Genomic DNA, 14509 nt, shown 5'->3' with positions numbered 1-14509 from the left:
TGCGGACGCGGCTTTCTGTTGCACCCCTGTTGTATCTAAGCTGTGCGCATGCCTGCCGCGCCCGCCGCCTCCGCCGCCCCTGTGAAGATCCCCGCCGCCGCCGAGCGCGTCTACGCGCACATCAAGAAGGCTGTCCTCGACCGCCGTTACGAAGGCGGCACCCTCCTCACCGAGGGCGACCTCGCCGAGGCCGTCGGCGTGTCCAGGACTCCGGTGCGCGAAGCGCTGCTGCGGCTGGAGGTCGAGGGGCTCATCAAGCTCTACCCGAAGAAGGGCGCCCTCGTCCTCGCCGTCTCCGCGCAGGAGATCGCCGACGTCGTCGAGACCCGGCTGCTGGTCGAGGAGTTCGCGGTACGCCGCGCCGTACCCGCATCCCCCGCCCTGATCGCCCGCCTCGAAGAGCTCCTGGAGGAGCAGAAACAGCGCGCGGAGGAAGGCGACCTCGCCGAAGTCGCCGTCACCGACCGGTGCTTCCACGCCGAGATCGTCCGGAACGCCGGCAACCAGATCCTCTCCCGGCTGTACGACCAGCTCCGCGACCGCCAGCTGCGCATGGGCGTGACCATCATGGAGGCACACCCCGACCGCATCGCCAAGAACATCACCGAGCACGCCGAGATGCTCGAAGCCATCAGGGCGGGCGACGTGGAAGCCGCCGCGCAGTGCGTACGCCGCCATGTCAGCCGGGTCAAGGTGCTGGTCAGGGGTGAGGAGCGGTGAGGGATCCCGCCGCGCCCGCCGCCTCCCTGCCCGGCGATCCACCGGGCGGCCGCCGGGCCGCCGCCGTCTGGGGCATCGGTGTCGCCGTCTACTTCGTCGCCGTCATCTTCCGTACGAGCCTGGGTGTGGCGGGCCTCGACGCCGCCGACCGGTTCGACGTCAACGCGTCCGCACTGTCGACGTTCTCGATACTTCAGCTCCTCGTGTACGCCGGGATGCAGATACCCGTCGGCCTCATGGTCGACCGCTGGGGCACGAAGAAGGTCCTGACGCTGGGCGTCGTGCTGTTCACGCTCGGGCAGCTCGGCTTCGCCTTCTCCCCCTCGTACGGCATGGCTCTCGCAGCCCGCGCCCTCCTCGGCTGCGGCGACGCGATGACCTTCATCGCCGTACTGCGGCTCGGTGCCCGCTGGTTCCCCGCCCGGCGGGGCCCGCTGATCGCGCAGGTCGCGGCGTTGTGCGGGATGGCGGGCAACCTCGTGTCGACGCTGGTCATCGCGCGGCTGCTGCACGGCGTCGGCTGGACAGCGACCTTCGGCGGCAGCGCGGCCGCCGGAGTCCTGGTCCTCGTACTGCTCCTGCTCTTCCTCAAGGACCACCCCGAAGGGCACGAGCCCGCGCCCGCCGAGCACGCCGGCGCGTCGTACGTCCGCAAGCAGATCGCCGCCTCGTGGCGCGAGCCCGGGACGCGGCTCGGGATGTGGGTCCACTTCACGACACAGTTCCCGGCGATGGTGTTCCTGCTGCTGTGGGGGATGCCGTTCCTGGTGGAGGCGCAGGGGCTGTCGCGCGGGACCGCGGGGGAGCTGCTGACCCTGGTCGTTGTGTCGAACATGGCGCTGGGCCTGGTCTTCGGGCAGGTCATCGCCCGCCACGGCGCGGCCCGCGCGCCGCTCGCGCTCGGCACGGTCGGGGCGACCGCCCTGCTGTGGGCGACGACGATTGCGTACCCGGGCGACCACGCCCCTATGTGGCTGCTGATCACGCTGTGCGCCGTGCTGGGGACCTGCGGCCCGGCGTCCATGATCGGCTTCGACTTCGCCCGCCCCGCGAACCCGCCGGAGCGCCAGGGCACGGCGTCCGGGATCGTCAACATGGGCGGCTTCACCGCCTCGATGACGACGCTGCTCGCGGTGGGCGTCCTGCTCGACGCCACCGGCGACAACTACCGGATCGCGTTCGCCTCCGTCTTTGTGCTGGAGACGCTCGGCGTCGTACAGATCCTGCGCCTGCGCACGCGGACGGCCCGCCGCGAGCGGGACCACCTGGTCGCCAGCCGCGTCGAGGCGGTACACGTCCCCGCCTGACGGCGCTGAACCACTACGGCGTGATGCGAACTGCTAGGGCGTGACGGCGAAGTTGCGCAGGATCGCGTCCGCCAGGTCGCGGTCGCCCTCGACCTTGACGCGGTCGGCGACCGTCTCGTACCGCACCCGCCCGCAGGCCAGGCGCAGATACGTCTCCCAGTCCAGGGCGATCGTCGCCAGCGGGCCCAGCGAGGGCGTGCCGTCGACGCTGCCGCGGCCTTCCCCGTCCACCCGGACCGTACGCATGAATTCGAGCGGGCCGTGAACGTCGAAGACGACAGCGGAGTTGACCGGCGCGCCCGCGTTCTTCGCGACGACCTTCGGCAGGCCGTGGACGAGGACGTCGCGGGCGACGTGCGCGCCCGGGGAGTCCAGGTTGCCGGGCACGCCGAAGGTGGCGCGCAGGTCCTGCTCGTGCACCCAGGTGTCGAACGCCCGCATCCGCAGCGCCAGTTCCAGGGTCTGCTCGGCGCCGAGCGGGGCGCGGACCATGGTGTCGGGGGCGCGGTTCTCGTTACGGAGCTGACGTGCGCGGCGGATGATCGTGTACTCGAGCTCGGAGGTCATCTCCGGCGCCGTGTGGTGGCGCCGTACGTCGACCTGCATCTCCATGTACCGGGCGAACTCCGAGGTCACGTGGTAGAGATCGCGCGGCAGCGTGTGGATCGGCCGCGGGTCGCCGAGCATCTCGCACTCCATGCCGATGATGTGCGAGACGATGTCGCGCACCGACCAGCCGGGGCATGGCGTACGGCGGTTCCACTCGCCTTCGACGAGCGGCGTCACCAGCTCGGATATGGCTTCGATGGAGTGGGTCCAGGCGTCGGCGTAGGTCTGGAGGCTGGGATGGACGGTCACGGGACCCCTCGTGCGGTTCAGTGGCGGTGGAGCTGGAGCTGGGCTTGGCTGGCTTTGGCTTGGCTGCGTGGACTTACTACTGGGCTGCGTGGGAGGTTCGCACGCTAAGTTACGCTGCCCCGTGGCACCCTGGCAGTGCTTTGGTGTGACGATCGTAGGCCCGTGTTGACGACTCGAATGCCAGGACGGTGGTAGTGTGCGCGCCTCCCTCATCCAGATCGCAGTAGACCCGGACGAACCGGTCAATTCCCGCCGCCAACGCGTGGCTTCACTCGTACGCGACCAGCGCGACGTCGGCGCCGATCTGGTGATCCTCCCCGAGCTGTGGCCCGTCGGGGCTTTCGCCTACGAGTCCTTCGCGGACGAGGCTGAGCCCGTCGAGGGCCCGACCTACGACGCGATGTCGAAGGCGGCGAGCGACGCGGGGGTGTGGCTGCACGCGGGGTCGATCGTCGAACGGGACGACCTGGACCCGGACGGTCCCCTCTACAACACCTCCCTCGTCTTCTCCCCCTCCGGCGACCTCGTCCGCACGTACCGCAAGATCCACCGCTTCGGCTTCGACAAGGGCGAGGCCGTGATGATGAGCGCGGGCGAGGACCTGGTCACGGTCAGGGCCGCGGGCCTGACCTTCGGCCTCGGCACGTGCTACGACCTGCGCTTCCCGGAGCTCTTCCGCGGCCTCGTCGACGCCGGGGCGGAAGCCTTCGTGATCCCGGCCGGCTGGCCCGCCCGCCGCCGCGCCCACTGGACGCTGCTGGCGCAGGCCCGCGCCGTCGAGAACCAGGCGTACGTCCTGGCCTGCGGCACCGCGGGCACGCACGCCGGGGTGGAACAGGCGGGGCACAGCATCGTCGTGGACCCGTGGGGCGAGGTGCTCGCCGAGGCGGGAGCGGCGGAGGAAGTCCTGACGGTCGAACTCGACCCGGCGAAGGTGACGGAGACGCGGGAACAGTTCCCGGCCCTGAAGGACCGCCGCCTGCGCCTGCCGTGACGATGGCCGCCGGACACGCCCTGGTGGAGCCCGGCCATGAACAGGGGTGGCACCCTGGGTCCATGAACGATGCGTCCCCCGCTCTGCGTCATGCCCGTGTCCGCGCCCCCGAGCTCGTCGGCAAGGGCGGCTGGCTGAATACAGGTGGCACCGACTACACCCTCGCTGACCTGCGAGGACGCATCGTGATCCTGGATTTCTGGACCTTCTGCTGCATCAACTGCCTGCATGTCCTCGACGAGCTGCGCGAGCTGGAGGAGAAGCACCGCGACACCGTGGTGATCATCGGCGTCCACTCCCCGAAGTTCGTGCACGAGGCCGAGCACCAGGCCGTCGTCGACGCCGTCGAGCGCTATGAGGTGCACCACCCGGTCCTCGACGACCCGGAGCTCGCCACCTGGAAGCAGTACGCCGTACGGGCCTGGCCCACGCTCGTCGTGATCGACCCCGAGGGTTACGTCGTCGCCCAGCACGCGGGCGAGGGGCACGCGCACGCCATCGAGAAGCTCGTCGAGGAGCTGGAGACGGCGCACGAAGCCAAGGGCACGCTGCGGCGCGGTGACGGGCCGTATGTCGCGCCCGAGCCGGTCGCCACCGATCTGCGCTTTCCCGGCAAGGCGGTGGTGCTGCCCTCCGGGAACTTCCTGGTCAGCGATACGACGCGGCACCAGCTCGTGGAGTTGGAGGGGGACGGGGAGACGGTCGTACGGCAGATCGGCCAGGGCAGCCGTGGGACGACGGACGGTTCCGCGGAGCGAGCCCGGTTCCAGGAGCCGCAGGGCCTCGCTCTGTTGCCGGACGGAACCGTGGCGGTCGCGGACACGGTGAACCACCTGATTCGGCGCTTCGACCCGGAGACCGGCACGGTGAGCACCCTGGGCGGCACAGGCTTCCAGTGGATGCAGGGCGAGCCGACCGCCGGACCGGCCCGCGAGGTGTCGCTCTCCTCGCCGTGGGACGTCGCCTGGTGGCAGGGCAAGGTGTGGATCGCGATGGCCGGCGTACACCAGCTGTGGACGTACGACCCGGACAGCGGCACCGTCGAGGTCGCCGCCGGGACGACCAACGAGGGGCTGGTGGACGGTCCTGCGGCCGAGGCGTGGTTCGCCCAGCCCTCGGGGCTCGCGGCGGACGGCGACCGGCTGTGGGTGGCCGACTCCGAGACGAGTGCGCTGCGGTACGTCGACAAGGACATGGTGGTGCACACCGCCGTCGGGACCGGTCTCTTCGACTTCGGGCACCGGGACGGAGCCGCCGGACAGGCGCTGCTCCAGCACCCGCTCGGTGTGACCGCGCTGCCGGACGGGTCGGTGGCCGTGAGCGACACGTACAACCACGCACTGCGGCGATTCGATCCGGCTACGGACGAAGTGACCACCCTGGCAACGGACTTGAGGGAGCCCAGTGGCGCCGTACTCGTCGGCGAGGACATCGTCGTCGTCGAATCCGGCCGCCACCGGCTGACCCGGCTGCGGCTGCCGGACGAAGCGGTACGGGTGGAGGCCCGGGCCCACCGCACCCAGCGGGCGGCGACGGACGTGGCCCCCGGGGAGCTTCGGCTGGACGTCATCTTCCAGGCGCCGGCCGGGCAGAAGCTGGACCTCAGGTACGGGCCCTCCACCAGGCTGCTGGTGTCGTCGACCCCGCCGGAGCTGCTGGTTTCGGGTGAGGGCGCGGGGACCGACCTGAGCCGGGAGCTGGTGCTGGCCGACGGCGTGACCGAGGGTGTCCTGCATGTCTCGGCCATGGCGGCGTCGTGCGACGACGACCCGGCCAACGAGTACCCGGCCTGCCATGTGCACCAGCAGGACTGGGGCGTCCCCGTCCGCATCACTGCGGAGGGAACGGCCCGGCTGGGTCTGGTCCTTGCCGGTATGGACGATCAGTCGTAGTGCCGGTAGCGCTCTTCGACCAGCGGCGCGTCGGCAGGTGGCAGATGTGTGGTGCGGCGCCGCTTGAGGACGCTCGTGTACACCGCGATGCCGATGATGCCGACGAGCATCATGATGAGACCGACCAGGTCGAGGTTGACGCTTTCCATCTCCCAGTCGGTGGCGAATGTGAGGATCGCCCCCACTGCGACGAGGACGATGCAGCCGCCCATGCCCATGGATCTCGCCTCCGGAGTATTGGCTGTTCCGGGCTGGTAGGTACGCGAGTACCCGGACCCGGAACAGCCATGCTTCAAGGCGCAGTTGGCGGTTCGGCCGAACCGCTCAGCTCTCCAGGAACGCCTTCATCGCGTTCGCCAGCATGTGAGGATCGTCCGCCCCGCACAGCTCACGCGCACTGTGCATGGAGAGGATCGCGACGCCGATGTCGACGGTCTGGATGCCGTGCCTCGCCGAGGTGATCGGCCCGATCGTCGTGCCGCACGGCATCGAGTTGTTCGACACGAAGTTCTGCCACGGCACGTCCGCCTTCTCGCACGCCGCCGCGAACACGGCCTGCCCGCTGCCGTCCGTCGCGTACCGCATGTTGACGTTGACCTTGAGGATCGGGCCGCCGTTGGCGCGCGGCTGATGCGTCGGGTCGTGGCGCTCCGTGTAGTTGGGGTGGACCGCGTGCCCGGTGTCGGAGGACAGACAGATCGTCCCGGCGAAGGCGCGCGCCCTGTCCTCGTAACTGCCGCCGCGTGCGAACACCGAGCGCTCCAGGACGGTGCCGAGCAGCGGCCCGTCGGCGCCCGTGTCGGACTGCGAGCCGTTCTCCTCGTGGTCGAAGGCGGCGAGCACCGGGATGTACGGGAGGGAGGCGTCGTCCGCCGCGCTGACGGCCGCCAGCGCCGCGACGCCCGCGTGCACGGACAGCAGGTTGTCCATGCGCGGACCGGCCAGCAGTTCGCGGTCACGGCCCAGGTAGGACGGGCGCTCGATGCTGTGGGCCATCAGGTCCCAGCCGGCGACCTCGCCCTCCGCGAGCCCCTCTTCCTCCTCCAGGAACCGGATCAGGTCCCCTTCGTTGACGTCGCCCAGGCCCCAGATGGGCTGCATGTGCCGCTGCCGGTCGAGCTTGAGGCCGTCGGTGTTCACCGACCGGTCCAGGTGCACGGCCAGCTGCGGCACGCGCAGCAGCGCCCGGTCGATGTTGACCAGCCGGTACGAGCCGTCGCGCAGCGTCAGCCGCCCGGCGATGCCCAGGTCCCGGTCGAGCCAGGTGTTGAGCAGCGTCCCGCCGTAGATCTCGATGGCGATCTGGCGCCAGCCCTCCGCGCCCATGTCGGGCAGCGGCTTCACATGCAGGTGCGGTGAGTCGGTGTGCGCGCCGACGATCCGGAACGGGGTGTGCGTCCCGGCGCCCTCCGGCACGTACCAGGCGACGATCGCACCGCCGCGCAGCACGAACTTGCCGCCTGCTGTGCCGTCCCAGGTGTCGGTCTCCGCGACCTGCCGGAAGCCGGCCTTCTCCAGCCTCTCGGCGGCGTTCGCCACCGCGTGATACGGCGACGGACTGGCCGCCAGGAAGGACATCAGGTCGTCGGTGTGGCCGCGGTCGAAGCGGGGGGGTGCGCTCATGGGGTTCACCCTAACGACGCGCTTGTACGGAGCGCCTCATAGTTGCGGAGGTTACAGACCGGATGCGGGCATTACAGCCCGGGCGGCCGTTCGAAGCGCCGCTGTATCGTCCGGCGCTCGCCCCGGCGCACCTGCGGAAGCATCTGCGGGGCGCCCGGCGGTCGCTGCTGCTGACGGCGCCTGCCCACACAGAACAGGCAGCCCTCGCCGGGCGGAGCGGTCGGGTCGATGGGCGACCCGGGGTGGTCGGCGCAGCCCGATGCGTTGCGCGGACGGGACAGCTCGCGGGCCACGATGAAGGCGCGGTGCAGGGTGTCGGCGAGCTCCACGAACTCCTCGGCGGGGGAGGAGACGGTGACGGAGAACGCGCGGTCGTTGACCCCCTGGAGGTAACCCTTGAGCACATCCAGCGTGTACGGCGGGTCCGGCACGGGATAGCCCAGGCGCCGCTGCTCGGCCGGTGCGGGCACGCTGCGCTCGCCGCGGCGGCGGCGGTCGTTGCACAGGAGGCAGCGGCCCCAGCCCGTCGGGGCCTCGGGGTCGATGGCGCCGTTGGGGTGCAGGGGGCAGCCGGTGTAGCTCTTGACGGGGGCGAGGTCGGCGGCCGTCTTGAAGGCGACGTACAGCGAGTCGGCGACCGGTTCGTACTCCAGCGGGTGCGAGCCGTCGTACAGGTCGCCGATCTGGTCGCCCAGCGAGCCGAGCTTTCCGCGCAGCTCATTGAGCGCGTACGGCCGGCCGGCCGGGACGGAGTAGCCCCCCCTGCGGGGTTCCATTGAGCTCATGCCAACCAGAGTCGCACGGTGCACTGACAACGGGCCGGGCACCAAGTGCCCGGCCCGTCGCCAGAGGGTTTTCCAGAGGTGGAAAGTGGGTCGGACCGCCTAGAAAGCAGCCTCGTCCAGCTCCATCAGCGACTGGTCGACCGACTCGGCCAGCGCACGCTGCACGCCCACACCCGGCAGCACGTTCGCGGCGAAGAACTTCGCGGCCGCGATCTTGCCCGTGTAGAAGGGGACGTCCTTGGCGGAGGCGTTCGGCAGCTTCTCGGCCGCCACGGCCGCGCCCTTGAGCAGCAGGTACGCGACGACGACGTCACCGGAGGCCATCAGCAGGCGGGTGGTGTTCAGGCCGACCTTGTAGATCGACTTGACGTCCTTCTCGGTGGCCGCGAGGTCGGTCAGCATCGCGCCGACGATCGCCTCCAGGTCCACGGCCGCCTTGGCGAGCGTGTCGCGGGCCTCGGCCAGGTCCTCGCCGCCGGTGCCGACCGCGAGGAACTTCTTGATGTCCTCGGCCAGCGAGTTCAGCGCCGCGCCCTGGTTGCGGACGATCTTCCGGAAGAAGTAGTCCTGGCCCTGGATGGCGGTGGTGCCCTCGTAGAGGGTGTCGATCTTCGCGTCGCGGATGTACTGCTCGATCGGGTACTCCTGGAGGTACCCGGAGCCGCCGAACGTCTGGAGCGACTGCGCCAGCTGCTCGTACGACTTCTCGGAGCCGTAGCCCTTGACGATCGGCAGCAGCAGGTCGTTCATGGCGTGCAGCGCCTTGACGTCCTCGCCCGCCGCTTCCTTGACGGCGATCTCGTCCTGGACGGACGCGGTGTACAGCACGAGGGCGCGCATGCCCTCGGCGTACGACTTCTGCGTCATCAGGGAGCGGCGCACGTCGGGGTGGTGCGTGATGGTGACCTTGGGCGCGGTCTTGTCCATGAAGTTCGCCAGGTCGGGGCCCTGGACGCGCTCCTTGGCGTACTCAAGAGCGTTCAGGTAACCCGTCGAGAGCGTCGCGATGGCCTTCGTGCCGACCATCATGCGGGCGAACTCGATGATGCGGAACATCTGGCGGATGCCGTCGTGCCTGTCACCGATCAGCCAGCCCTTGGCGGGGTGCTGGTCGCCGAAGGTCATCTCGCACGTGTTGGAGGCCTTGAGGCCCATCTTGTGCTCGACGTTCGTGGCGTAGGCGCCGTTGCGCGCGCCCAGCTCGCCGGTCTCCCAGTCGAACTCGTACTTCGGGACGAGGAAGAGGGACAGGCCCTTGGTGCCGGGTCCCGCACCCTCCGGCCGCGCCAGCACGTAGTGAAGGATGTTCTCCGACATGTCGTGCTCGCCGGACGTGATGAAGCGCTTCACGCCCTCGATGTGCCAGGAGCCGTCCTCCTGCTGGATGGCCTTCGCACGGCCCGCGCCCACGTCCGAGCCGGCGTCCGGCTCGGTGAGGACCATGGTGGAGCCCCACTGCTTGTCGACCGCTATCTGCGCGATCTTCTTCTGCGCCTCGTTGCCCTCGTTGAAGAGGACGCCGGCGAAGGCCGGGCCGGAGGAGTACATCCAGACGGCCGGGTTCGAGCCGAGGATGAGCTCGGCGTACGACCAGATCAGGGTCGCGGGGGCGGTGGTGCCGCCGATCTCCTCGGGGAGGCCGAGGTGCCAGTACTCGGAGTCCATGAAGGCCTGGTAGCTCTTCTTGAACGTGGCCGGGATCGGCGCGGTGTTGGTCTCCGGGTCGAAGACCGGCGGGGTGCGGTCGATGTCGGCGAAGGATGCGGCGAGGTCGTTCTCCGCGAGGCGGGTGAGCTCGTCGAGGATGCTCTTGGCGGTCTCGACGTCCATCTCCGCGAACGGGCCGGTGCCGTACAGCTTGTCGCGGCCGAGGACCTCGAAGAGGTTGAACTCGATGTCGCGGAGGTTCGACTTGTAGTGACCCATGGCAACGGCTCCGTTAAGGATCGGGAGGCAGGTTCCTCGTACATCTACTACTAGCAAGTAGCTACGATGATGCTACCCGTCGGTAATAAGAGCAACCCCTATCGGGCGATCTGTGACGCGTGCAATGCTCCGGCGGCCTCCCCCGGCGGGACGCACTGCGAGGGGTGACCGGGGCCGGGCAATCGGCAGATGATCGGCGTGTCCGATATGGGCATTTTCTGATAAGGGGGATGCTCGTGGACTCGACGACGAAGCCGAAAGATGGTGGCCGATGAGACCCACTCGGATCCGCTCCGCGGTGCTGTCCGCCGCGCTGGTTCTGATGCTCGCCGCAGCGTGTGGCGGCGTGGCGCAGGCTCGGACTGTCCAGGCGCCGGCGGTGCCGCCCGTGGACCGCAACTGTCTGTCTCCGGACGGAACCAACCTCAACACGTTCCCCGGGATCAGTGAACGGATCATGGGCCCTCCCGCCTGCCGGGAGGCGTTCGCGGGTGAGCAGTGGGTCCGGAGCTTCGCGAGCTGGGGTACGGCCGCAAGCTCCCGGGGTGCGCGGTACCCGGCCGGCTACACCCCCTCCGAGCCCAACCCCATGGACGACTTCCTTTCGAAACTCGAAGGTGTCCGCGTCGTCAACGACATCGGCACGGACCGGGAGGAGGCCTTCACCTTCGGTCCGGAGATCGTGCGGCGTATCGCCTTCGCCGACAGGATTCCGTTCGCCTTCTTCGCCACGTCTCCGATGCCGCCGCTCAGTGTCGGTCCGCACACGACCACGGTCTTCATGTCGCTGAGCGCGGAACACTGCGACGGGCTGGGAAGGGTACGGATCGAGAACTGCCTGCCCGGCGGCGAGTTCCGGTACACCGGAGACACGCCCATCAGGTTCTTCCCGCGCAGCGCGGGCTGAGCGATCGGGCGGCCGGCCCACGAGGGGGGTCGTACTCAGTACGCTGTTGGCCATGTACGGGTACGAGCAGAACCAGGGCGCCCAGCAGCAGTACGCCCCGCCGCAGCCCCCGCCCCAGGGCGGCTACGGGGAGCAGCCGCTCTACCCCGAGCCGTCGCCGCCCTCGCTCGCCGACGCGGTGCGCGCCTTCACCACCGGGTCGCTGTCCGCCGAGGACTTCCAGCAGATCTTCGCCACGTCGAAGGTCTACTGTCCGCGCGGCGACAACCCCGGATTCCTCGCGCTGCACAACACCCAGCAGCCGGTCATCCCGATGTTCACCTCGCTGAAGGAACTGCGCAGGTACGCGGGCAAGGAGTCCAAGTACTTCGTGATCACCGGCGCCGAGGTGATCGACCTGCTGCCCACCGGGTACGGCTTCGTCCTCGACATGGAGGGCGAGCACCGGATGGTCTTCGACGCGAAAGCGGTGGAGCAGATGGTCGACTTCGCGATGCGCCGGATGTATGGCTAGCCGCGGCTTCGCAGGCGGCTGACAGAAGCCGTTCGGACCAGTCGGGGAATATCGACCGCCTTGCAGGAAGTTCACCCTTCAACTAAGTTGAATGATGAACAACCCGAGGAGGCTGTCGTGCCCGCAGTGACCGTCGAGAACCCGCTGACCCTTCCCAGGGTCGCCGCACCCGGTGACGCCGTGGCGCGTCCCGTGCTGGCTGTCACGACCGCACCGGGCGGTCTCGAAGGGGAGGGCTTCCCGGTACGCCGTGCCTTCGCCGGCATCAACTACCAGCACCTCGATCCGTTCATCATGATGGACCAGATGGGTGAGGTGGAGTACGCCCCCGGGGAGCCCAAGGGCACCCCCTGGCACCCCCACCGCGGCTTCGAGACCGTCACCTACATCATCGACGGCATCTTCGACCACCAGGACTCCAACGGTGGGGGCGGCACCATCACCAACGGCGACACCCAGTGGATGACCGCCGGGTCCGGCATCCTCCACATCGAGGCGCCGCCGGAGGCGCTGGTCACCTCCGGCGGGCTCTTCCACGGCCTCCAGCTGTGGGTGAACCTTCCCGCCAGCGACAAGATGATGGCGCCGCGCTACCAGGACATCCGCGGTGGCAGCGTGCAGCTGCTGACCTCCCCGGACGGCGGCGCGCTGCTCCGGGTCATCGCCGGTGAGCTGGACGGCAACCAGGGCCCCGGCATCACCCACACGCCGATCACGATGATCCACGCGACGCTGGCCCCCGGGGCCGAGGTCACCCTGCCCTGGCGCGAGGACTTCAACGGTCTCGCGTACGTGCTGGCCGGGCGCGGCAGTGTCGGTGCGGAGCGCCGGCCCGTGCACACCGGCCAGACGGCCGTCTTCGGTGCGGGCTCCTCGCTGACCGTCCGCGCGGACGAGCGGCAGGACTCCAGCACCCCGGCCCTGGAAGTCGTCATCCTGGGCGGGCAGCCGATCCGCGAGCCGATGGCGCACTACGGGCCGTTCGTGATGAACAGCCACGCCGAACTGGTCCAGGCGTTTGATGACTTCAAGGCGGGGCGGCTGGGGGAGGTGCCCGCAGACGAGTCCTAGGGGACCGTACCCCGTTCCCGGCAAGGGGCTCTCGGCCAGTCAGCCACTGCTCCGCACGCGGAGCAGTGGCTGACTGGGGCTGCCACCTCGGCTGTCGGGGCGGGATGGTGAACCCGCGACCTCTCACAGAGGAAGGGCAGCCGTTCGCCGGCTGTGGTCGGGCCGACAGTTCCGCACCGCGCGTGACGCGGAGGCAAGCGTGTCAACCACATCGTCGGTCGGTACCTGCGCCGCAGGACGCGGACCACGATTGCAGACAAGAGGGCGGCGCCCACGCCGGTCCTGATGAACAGGGACTGCACCGCGTCGGCGCTCAACACCAAGTGGTGCGGCGACATCACGTAGTTGGTCAATTGCCGACCACATGCGCGCCGAACTCGTCACCGATGCCAACGAGATGGCCGGCGCCTGCCGCCGGCACGGCATCCACCGCGGCATGGACGTGTCGGCTCGAGCTACGACAACGCCCTGGCTGAGTCGTTCTGCCAGGGCTGTTCCGGTGGATGTCGTCATGCGTGTCCACGGTTGTAGACCTGCCGCCCGCGACCGGGCCGGGCGGCAGTCGGACCTCTCATCACGTCTCCACGGCACCTCTCGGGCCCGGTGACACCACCCCGGGCCACTCGATCGCCAGGGGGAGCAGTCATGCCGGGCCCGGAGGTCAGCGGGCCTCTTGCAGGACCGCGAACAACATGAAGAGGGGAGGGTCTTGGGGGAGGAGCGTGCAGCGCGGCTGCTCAGAACGCCTGACTGTTGCAGCCCATGTCCGAACCGAGGTGGTTGGGCTGCGCACCCGGGTGGCCCTCGCCGTTGAGCGCGTTGCCCAGCAGGCCGTTGATGGCGCCGATGCTGCCGAGCACGTCGATGTTCATGTCGTGCGAGCGGCACTCGATGCCCTGCGTGACGCCGAAACCGTCGTGCCCCCGCTCGTGTGCGAGGGCGGTGCCGGCGCCGAGGGAGCCGACACTGCCGAGGACGGCGCCCACGATGACGGCCTTCTGAAGCTTGCGCATTTTTTCTCCGTTGATCGAGCGGATCTGATCTGCAGCAGATCGAGTTGGGACGGTGGACAACTGCGGGGAGGCCATCAGCCGAGTCGGGGCAGACCGAGTTGACCCACGGGAGGCGCCGCGACCTGTCCGAGGCCGAGCCCCGGTACCTGCGGTGGGCCGGCCGGCGCGATCAGCGGGTTGACGAGCGGGTTCACCTGCGGGTTCACCTGCGGATTCACCTGCGGGGCGACACGCGGCGCGGGCTCCGGGTTGAAGACCTGAGGTGCGGAGACCTGCGGGGCGACCTGCGGCATGACCTGCGGCGACGTCTGCGGGGTTACCTGCGGCATGACCTGCGCCGGCTGTTGGGGGGCGGTCTGCTGCGGGGCGGCCTGCTGCGGGGCGGAGTGCTGTGGGGCGTACGGCGAGTTGGAGGCCTGCGCGGAGCCCCCCGACGAGGCCGAGGCGGAGGCGTAACCGCTCTGCTGCGGGGCGGGCGCCGGGGGAGCGGCCTGCTGCACCGGCTGGGGGTAGGACTGCGGACCGGCGGCCTGTGCGGTGCCCGCCGAACCGGACGCTGCCGTGGCCTGCGGAGCACTCTGCTGGGGTGCCGGGTACTGGGGGGCAGGCGCGGGTGCCGGGTACTGGGGGGCGGGTGCGGGTGCGGGTGCTGGGTACTGGGGCGCCGGGTACTGCGGCGCCGGGTACTGGGGCGCCGGGTACTGGGGAGCAGGCGCTGGGGCTGCGGCCTGGGGTGCTGGGTACTGAGGAGCAGGCGCCGGATTGGCGCCGCCGTACCCGACGGGAGAGTCGGCATGGCTGACGCCGACGCCGATGGCGGACAGACCGCCGGCCGCTGCTACGACGAGCGCGGCCTTATGAAGCTTTCGCATGGAACCCTCGGCCCTTCAATACCTGTG

14 protein-coding genes and 1 pseudogene are annotated in these 14509 nt (G+C 69.7%); 8 read left to right on the top strand and 7 right to left on the bottom strand.

Annotated elements, in window-relative coordinates:
• Nucleotides 1-48: 48 nt before the first annotated feature.
• Nucleotides 49-720, top strand: coding sequence for a GntR family transcriptional regulator (locus J7I98_RS11995; RefSeq protein WP_214920633.1), 672 nt, complete (start codon nt 49-51; stop codon nt 718-720).
• Nucleotides 717-2027: a nitrate/nitrite transporter gene (locus tag J7I98_RS11990; protein ID WP_214920632.1), complete on the top strand. Its 1311-nt coding sequence runs from the start codon at nt 717-719 to the stop codon at nt 2025-2027. The genes J7I98_RS11995 and J7I98_RS11990 overlap by 4 nt, the downstream gene beginning before the upstream one ends.
• 33 nt (nt 2028-2060) lie before the next feature.
• On the opposite strand, the gene J7I98_RS11985 is transcribed toward J7I98_RS11990, so the two are convergent.
• Nucleotides 2061-2885, bottom strand: a complete 825-nt coding sequence (locus J7I98_RS11985) for a maleylpyruvate isomerase family mycothiol-dependent enzyme (RefSeq protein ID WP_214920631.1) — start codon at nt 2883-2885, stop codon at nt 2061-2063.
• 196 nt (nt 2886-3081) lie between these two features.
• Between J7I98_RS11985 and J7I98_RS11980 the strand changes: the two genes are divergently transcribed.
• Entirely contained in the window at nt 3082-3879 is a 798-nt protein-coding gene (locus tag J7I98_RS11980) for a carbon-nitrogen family hydrolase (RefSeq protein WP_214920630.1), read from the top strand.
• A gap of 62 nt (nt 3880-3941) precedes the next feature.
• Complete coding sequence (locus J7I98_RS11975; protein ID WP_214920629.1) at nt 3942-5771, top strand: NHL domain-containing thioredoxin family protein; 1830 nt, start codon at nt 3942-3944, stop codon at nt 5769-5771.
• Here the strand turns inward: J7I98_RS11975 and J7I98_RS11970 are convergent.
• From J7I98_RS11970 to J7I98_RS11955, 4 genes are all read right to left on the bottom strand, one after another.
• The gene (locus J7I98_RS11970; protein WP_214920628.1) at nt 5762-5989 is read right to left on the bottom strand and encodes a DUF6458 family protein; all 228 of its coding nucleotides are present in this window, start codon (nt 5987-5989) and stop codon (nt 5762-5764) included. The two genes, J7I98_RS11975 and J7I98_RS11970, sit on opposite strands and share 10 nt — an antisense overlap.
• A gap of 106 nt (nt 5990-6095) precedes the next feature.
• Nucleotides 6096-7394: a M18 family aminopeptidase gene (locus tag J7I98_RS11965; RefSeq protein ID WP_214920627.1), complete on the bottom strand. Its 1299-nt coding sequence runs from the start codon at nt 7392-7394 to the stop codon at nt 6096-6098.
• Nucleotides 7395-7465: 71 nt separating this feature from the next.
• The gene (locus J7I98_RS11960; protein WP_214920626.1) at nt 7466-8179 is read right to left on the bottom strand and encodes a hypothetical protein; all 714 of its coding nucleotides are present in this window, start codon (nt 8177-8179) and stop codon (nt 7466-7468) included.
• Nucleotides 8180-8278: 99 nt separating this feature from the next.
• On the bottom strand, nt 8279-10105 hold the full coding sequence (locus J7I98_RS11955) for an acyl-CoA dehydrogenase (RefSeq protein WP_214920625.1): 1827 nt from the start codon (nt 10103-10105) through the stop codon (nt 8279-8281).
• A 271-nt stretch (nt 10106-10376) separates the two neighbouring features.
• Between J7I98_RS11955 and J7I98_RS11950 the strand changes: the two genes are divergently transcribed.
• From J7I98_RS11950 to J7I98_RS11935, 4 genes and pseudogenes are all read left to right on the top strand, one after another.
• A complete protein-coding gene (locus tag J7I98_RS11950) occupies nt 10377-11012 on the top strand; it encodes a hypothetical protein (protein WP_214920624.1) in 636 nt (211 codons plus the stop codon).
• A 52-nt stretch (nt 11013-11064) separates the two neighbouring features.
• Nucleotides 11065-11526, top strand: coding sequence for an SseB family protein (locus J7I98_RS11945; RefSeq protein ID WP_214920623.1), 462 nt, complete (start codon nt 11065-11067; stop codon nt 11524-11526).
• Nucleotides 11527-11643: 117 nt separating this feature from the next.
• Nucleotides 11644-12597 (top strand): pirin family protein, encoded by a 954-nt coding sequence (locus J7I98_RS11940; RefSeq protein ID WP_214920622.1) that lies wholly within the window; start codon nt 11644-11646, stop codon nt 12595-12597.
• 198 nt (nt 12598-12795) lie between these two features.
• Nucleotides 12796-13089, top strand: a pseudogene (locus J7I98_RS11935) (IS3 family transposase); the annotation flags it as partial.
• A 245-nt stretch (nt 13090-13334) separates the two neighbouring features.
• On the opposite strand, the gene J7I98_RS11930 reads toward J7I98_RS11935, so the two are convergent.
• Both J7I98_RS11930 and J7I98_RS11925 read right to left on the bottom strand, forming a co-directional pair.
• Nucleotides 13335-13610, bottom strand: coding sequence for a hypothetical protein (locus J7I98_RS11930; RefSeq protein WP_214920621.1), 276 nt, complete (start codon nt 13608-13610; stop codon nt 13335-13337).
• Nucleotides 13611-13684: 74 nt separating this feature from the next.
• Nucleotides 13685-14482, bottom strand: coding sequence for a hypothetical protein (locus J7I98_RS11925; protein ID WP_214920620.1), 798 nt, complete (start codon nt 14480-14482; stop codon nt 13685-13687).
• Nucleotides 14483-14509: the final 27 nt, after the last annotated feature.

This window comes from Streptomyces sp. ISL-98 (assembly GCF_018614055.1).
GTDB classification, from domain to species: domain Bacteria; phylum Actinomycetota; class Actinomycetes; order Streptomycetales; family Streptomycetaceae; genus Streptomyces; species Streptomyces spiramyceticus.
Note: the sequence above shows the minus strand (reverse complement) of the source record. Positions and strands in the feature narration are given on the sequence as shown.

Coding starts and splice junctions, on each gene's coding strand:
- J7I98_RS11960 (WP_214920626.1), bottom strand. CDS start 8,179: ATGAGCTCAATGGAACCCCGCAGGGGGGGCTACTCCGTCCCGGCCGGC.
- J7I98_RS11945 (WP_214920623.1), top strand. CDS start 11,065: ATGTACGGGTACGAGCAGAACCAGGGCGCCCAGCAGCAGTACGCCCCG.
- J7I98_RS11975 (WP_214920629.1), top strand. CDS start 3,942: ATGAACGATGCGTCCCCCGCTCTGCGTCATGCCCGTGTCCGCGCCCCC.
- J7I98_RS11970 (WP_214920628.1), bottom strand. CDS start 5,989: ATGGGCATGGGCGGCTGCATCGTCCTCGTCGCAGTGGGGGCGATCCTC.
- J7I98_RS11950 (WP_214920624.1), top strand. CDS start 10,377: ATGAGACCCACTCGGATCCGCTCCGCGGTGCTGTCCGCCGCGCTGGTT.
- J7I98_RS11930 (WP_214920621.1), bottom strand. CDS start 13,610: ATGCGCAAGCTTCAGAAGGCCGTCATCGTGGGCGCCGTCCTCGGCAGT.
- J7I98_RS11965 (WP_214920627.1), bottom strand. CDS start 7,394: ATGAGCGCACCCCCCCGCTTCGACCGCGGCCACACCGACGACCTGATG.
- J7I98_RS11995 (WP_214920633.1), top strand. CDS start 49: ATGCCTGCCGCGCCCGCCGCCTCCGCCGCCCCTGTGAAGATCCCCGCC.
- J7I98_RS11955 (WP_214920625.1), bottom strand. CDS start 10,105: ATGGGTCACTACAAGTCGAACCTCCGCGACATCGAGTTCAACCTCTTC.
- J7I98_RS11925 (WP_214920620.1), bottom strand. CDS start 14,482: ATGCGAAAGCTTCATAAGGCCGCGCTCGTCGTAGCAGCGGCCGGCGGT.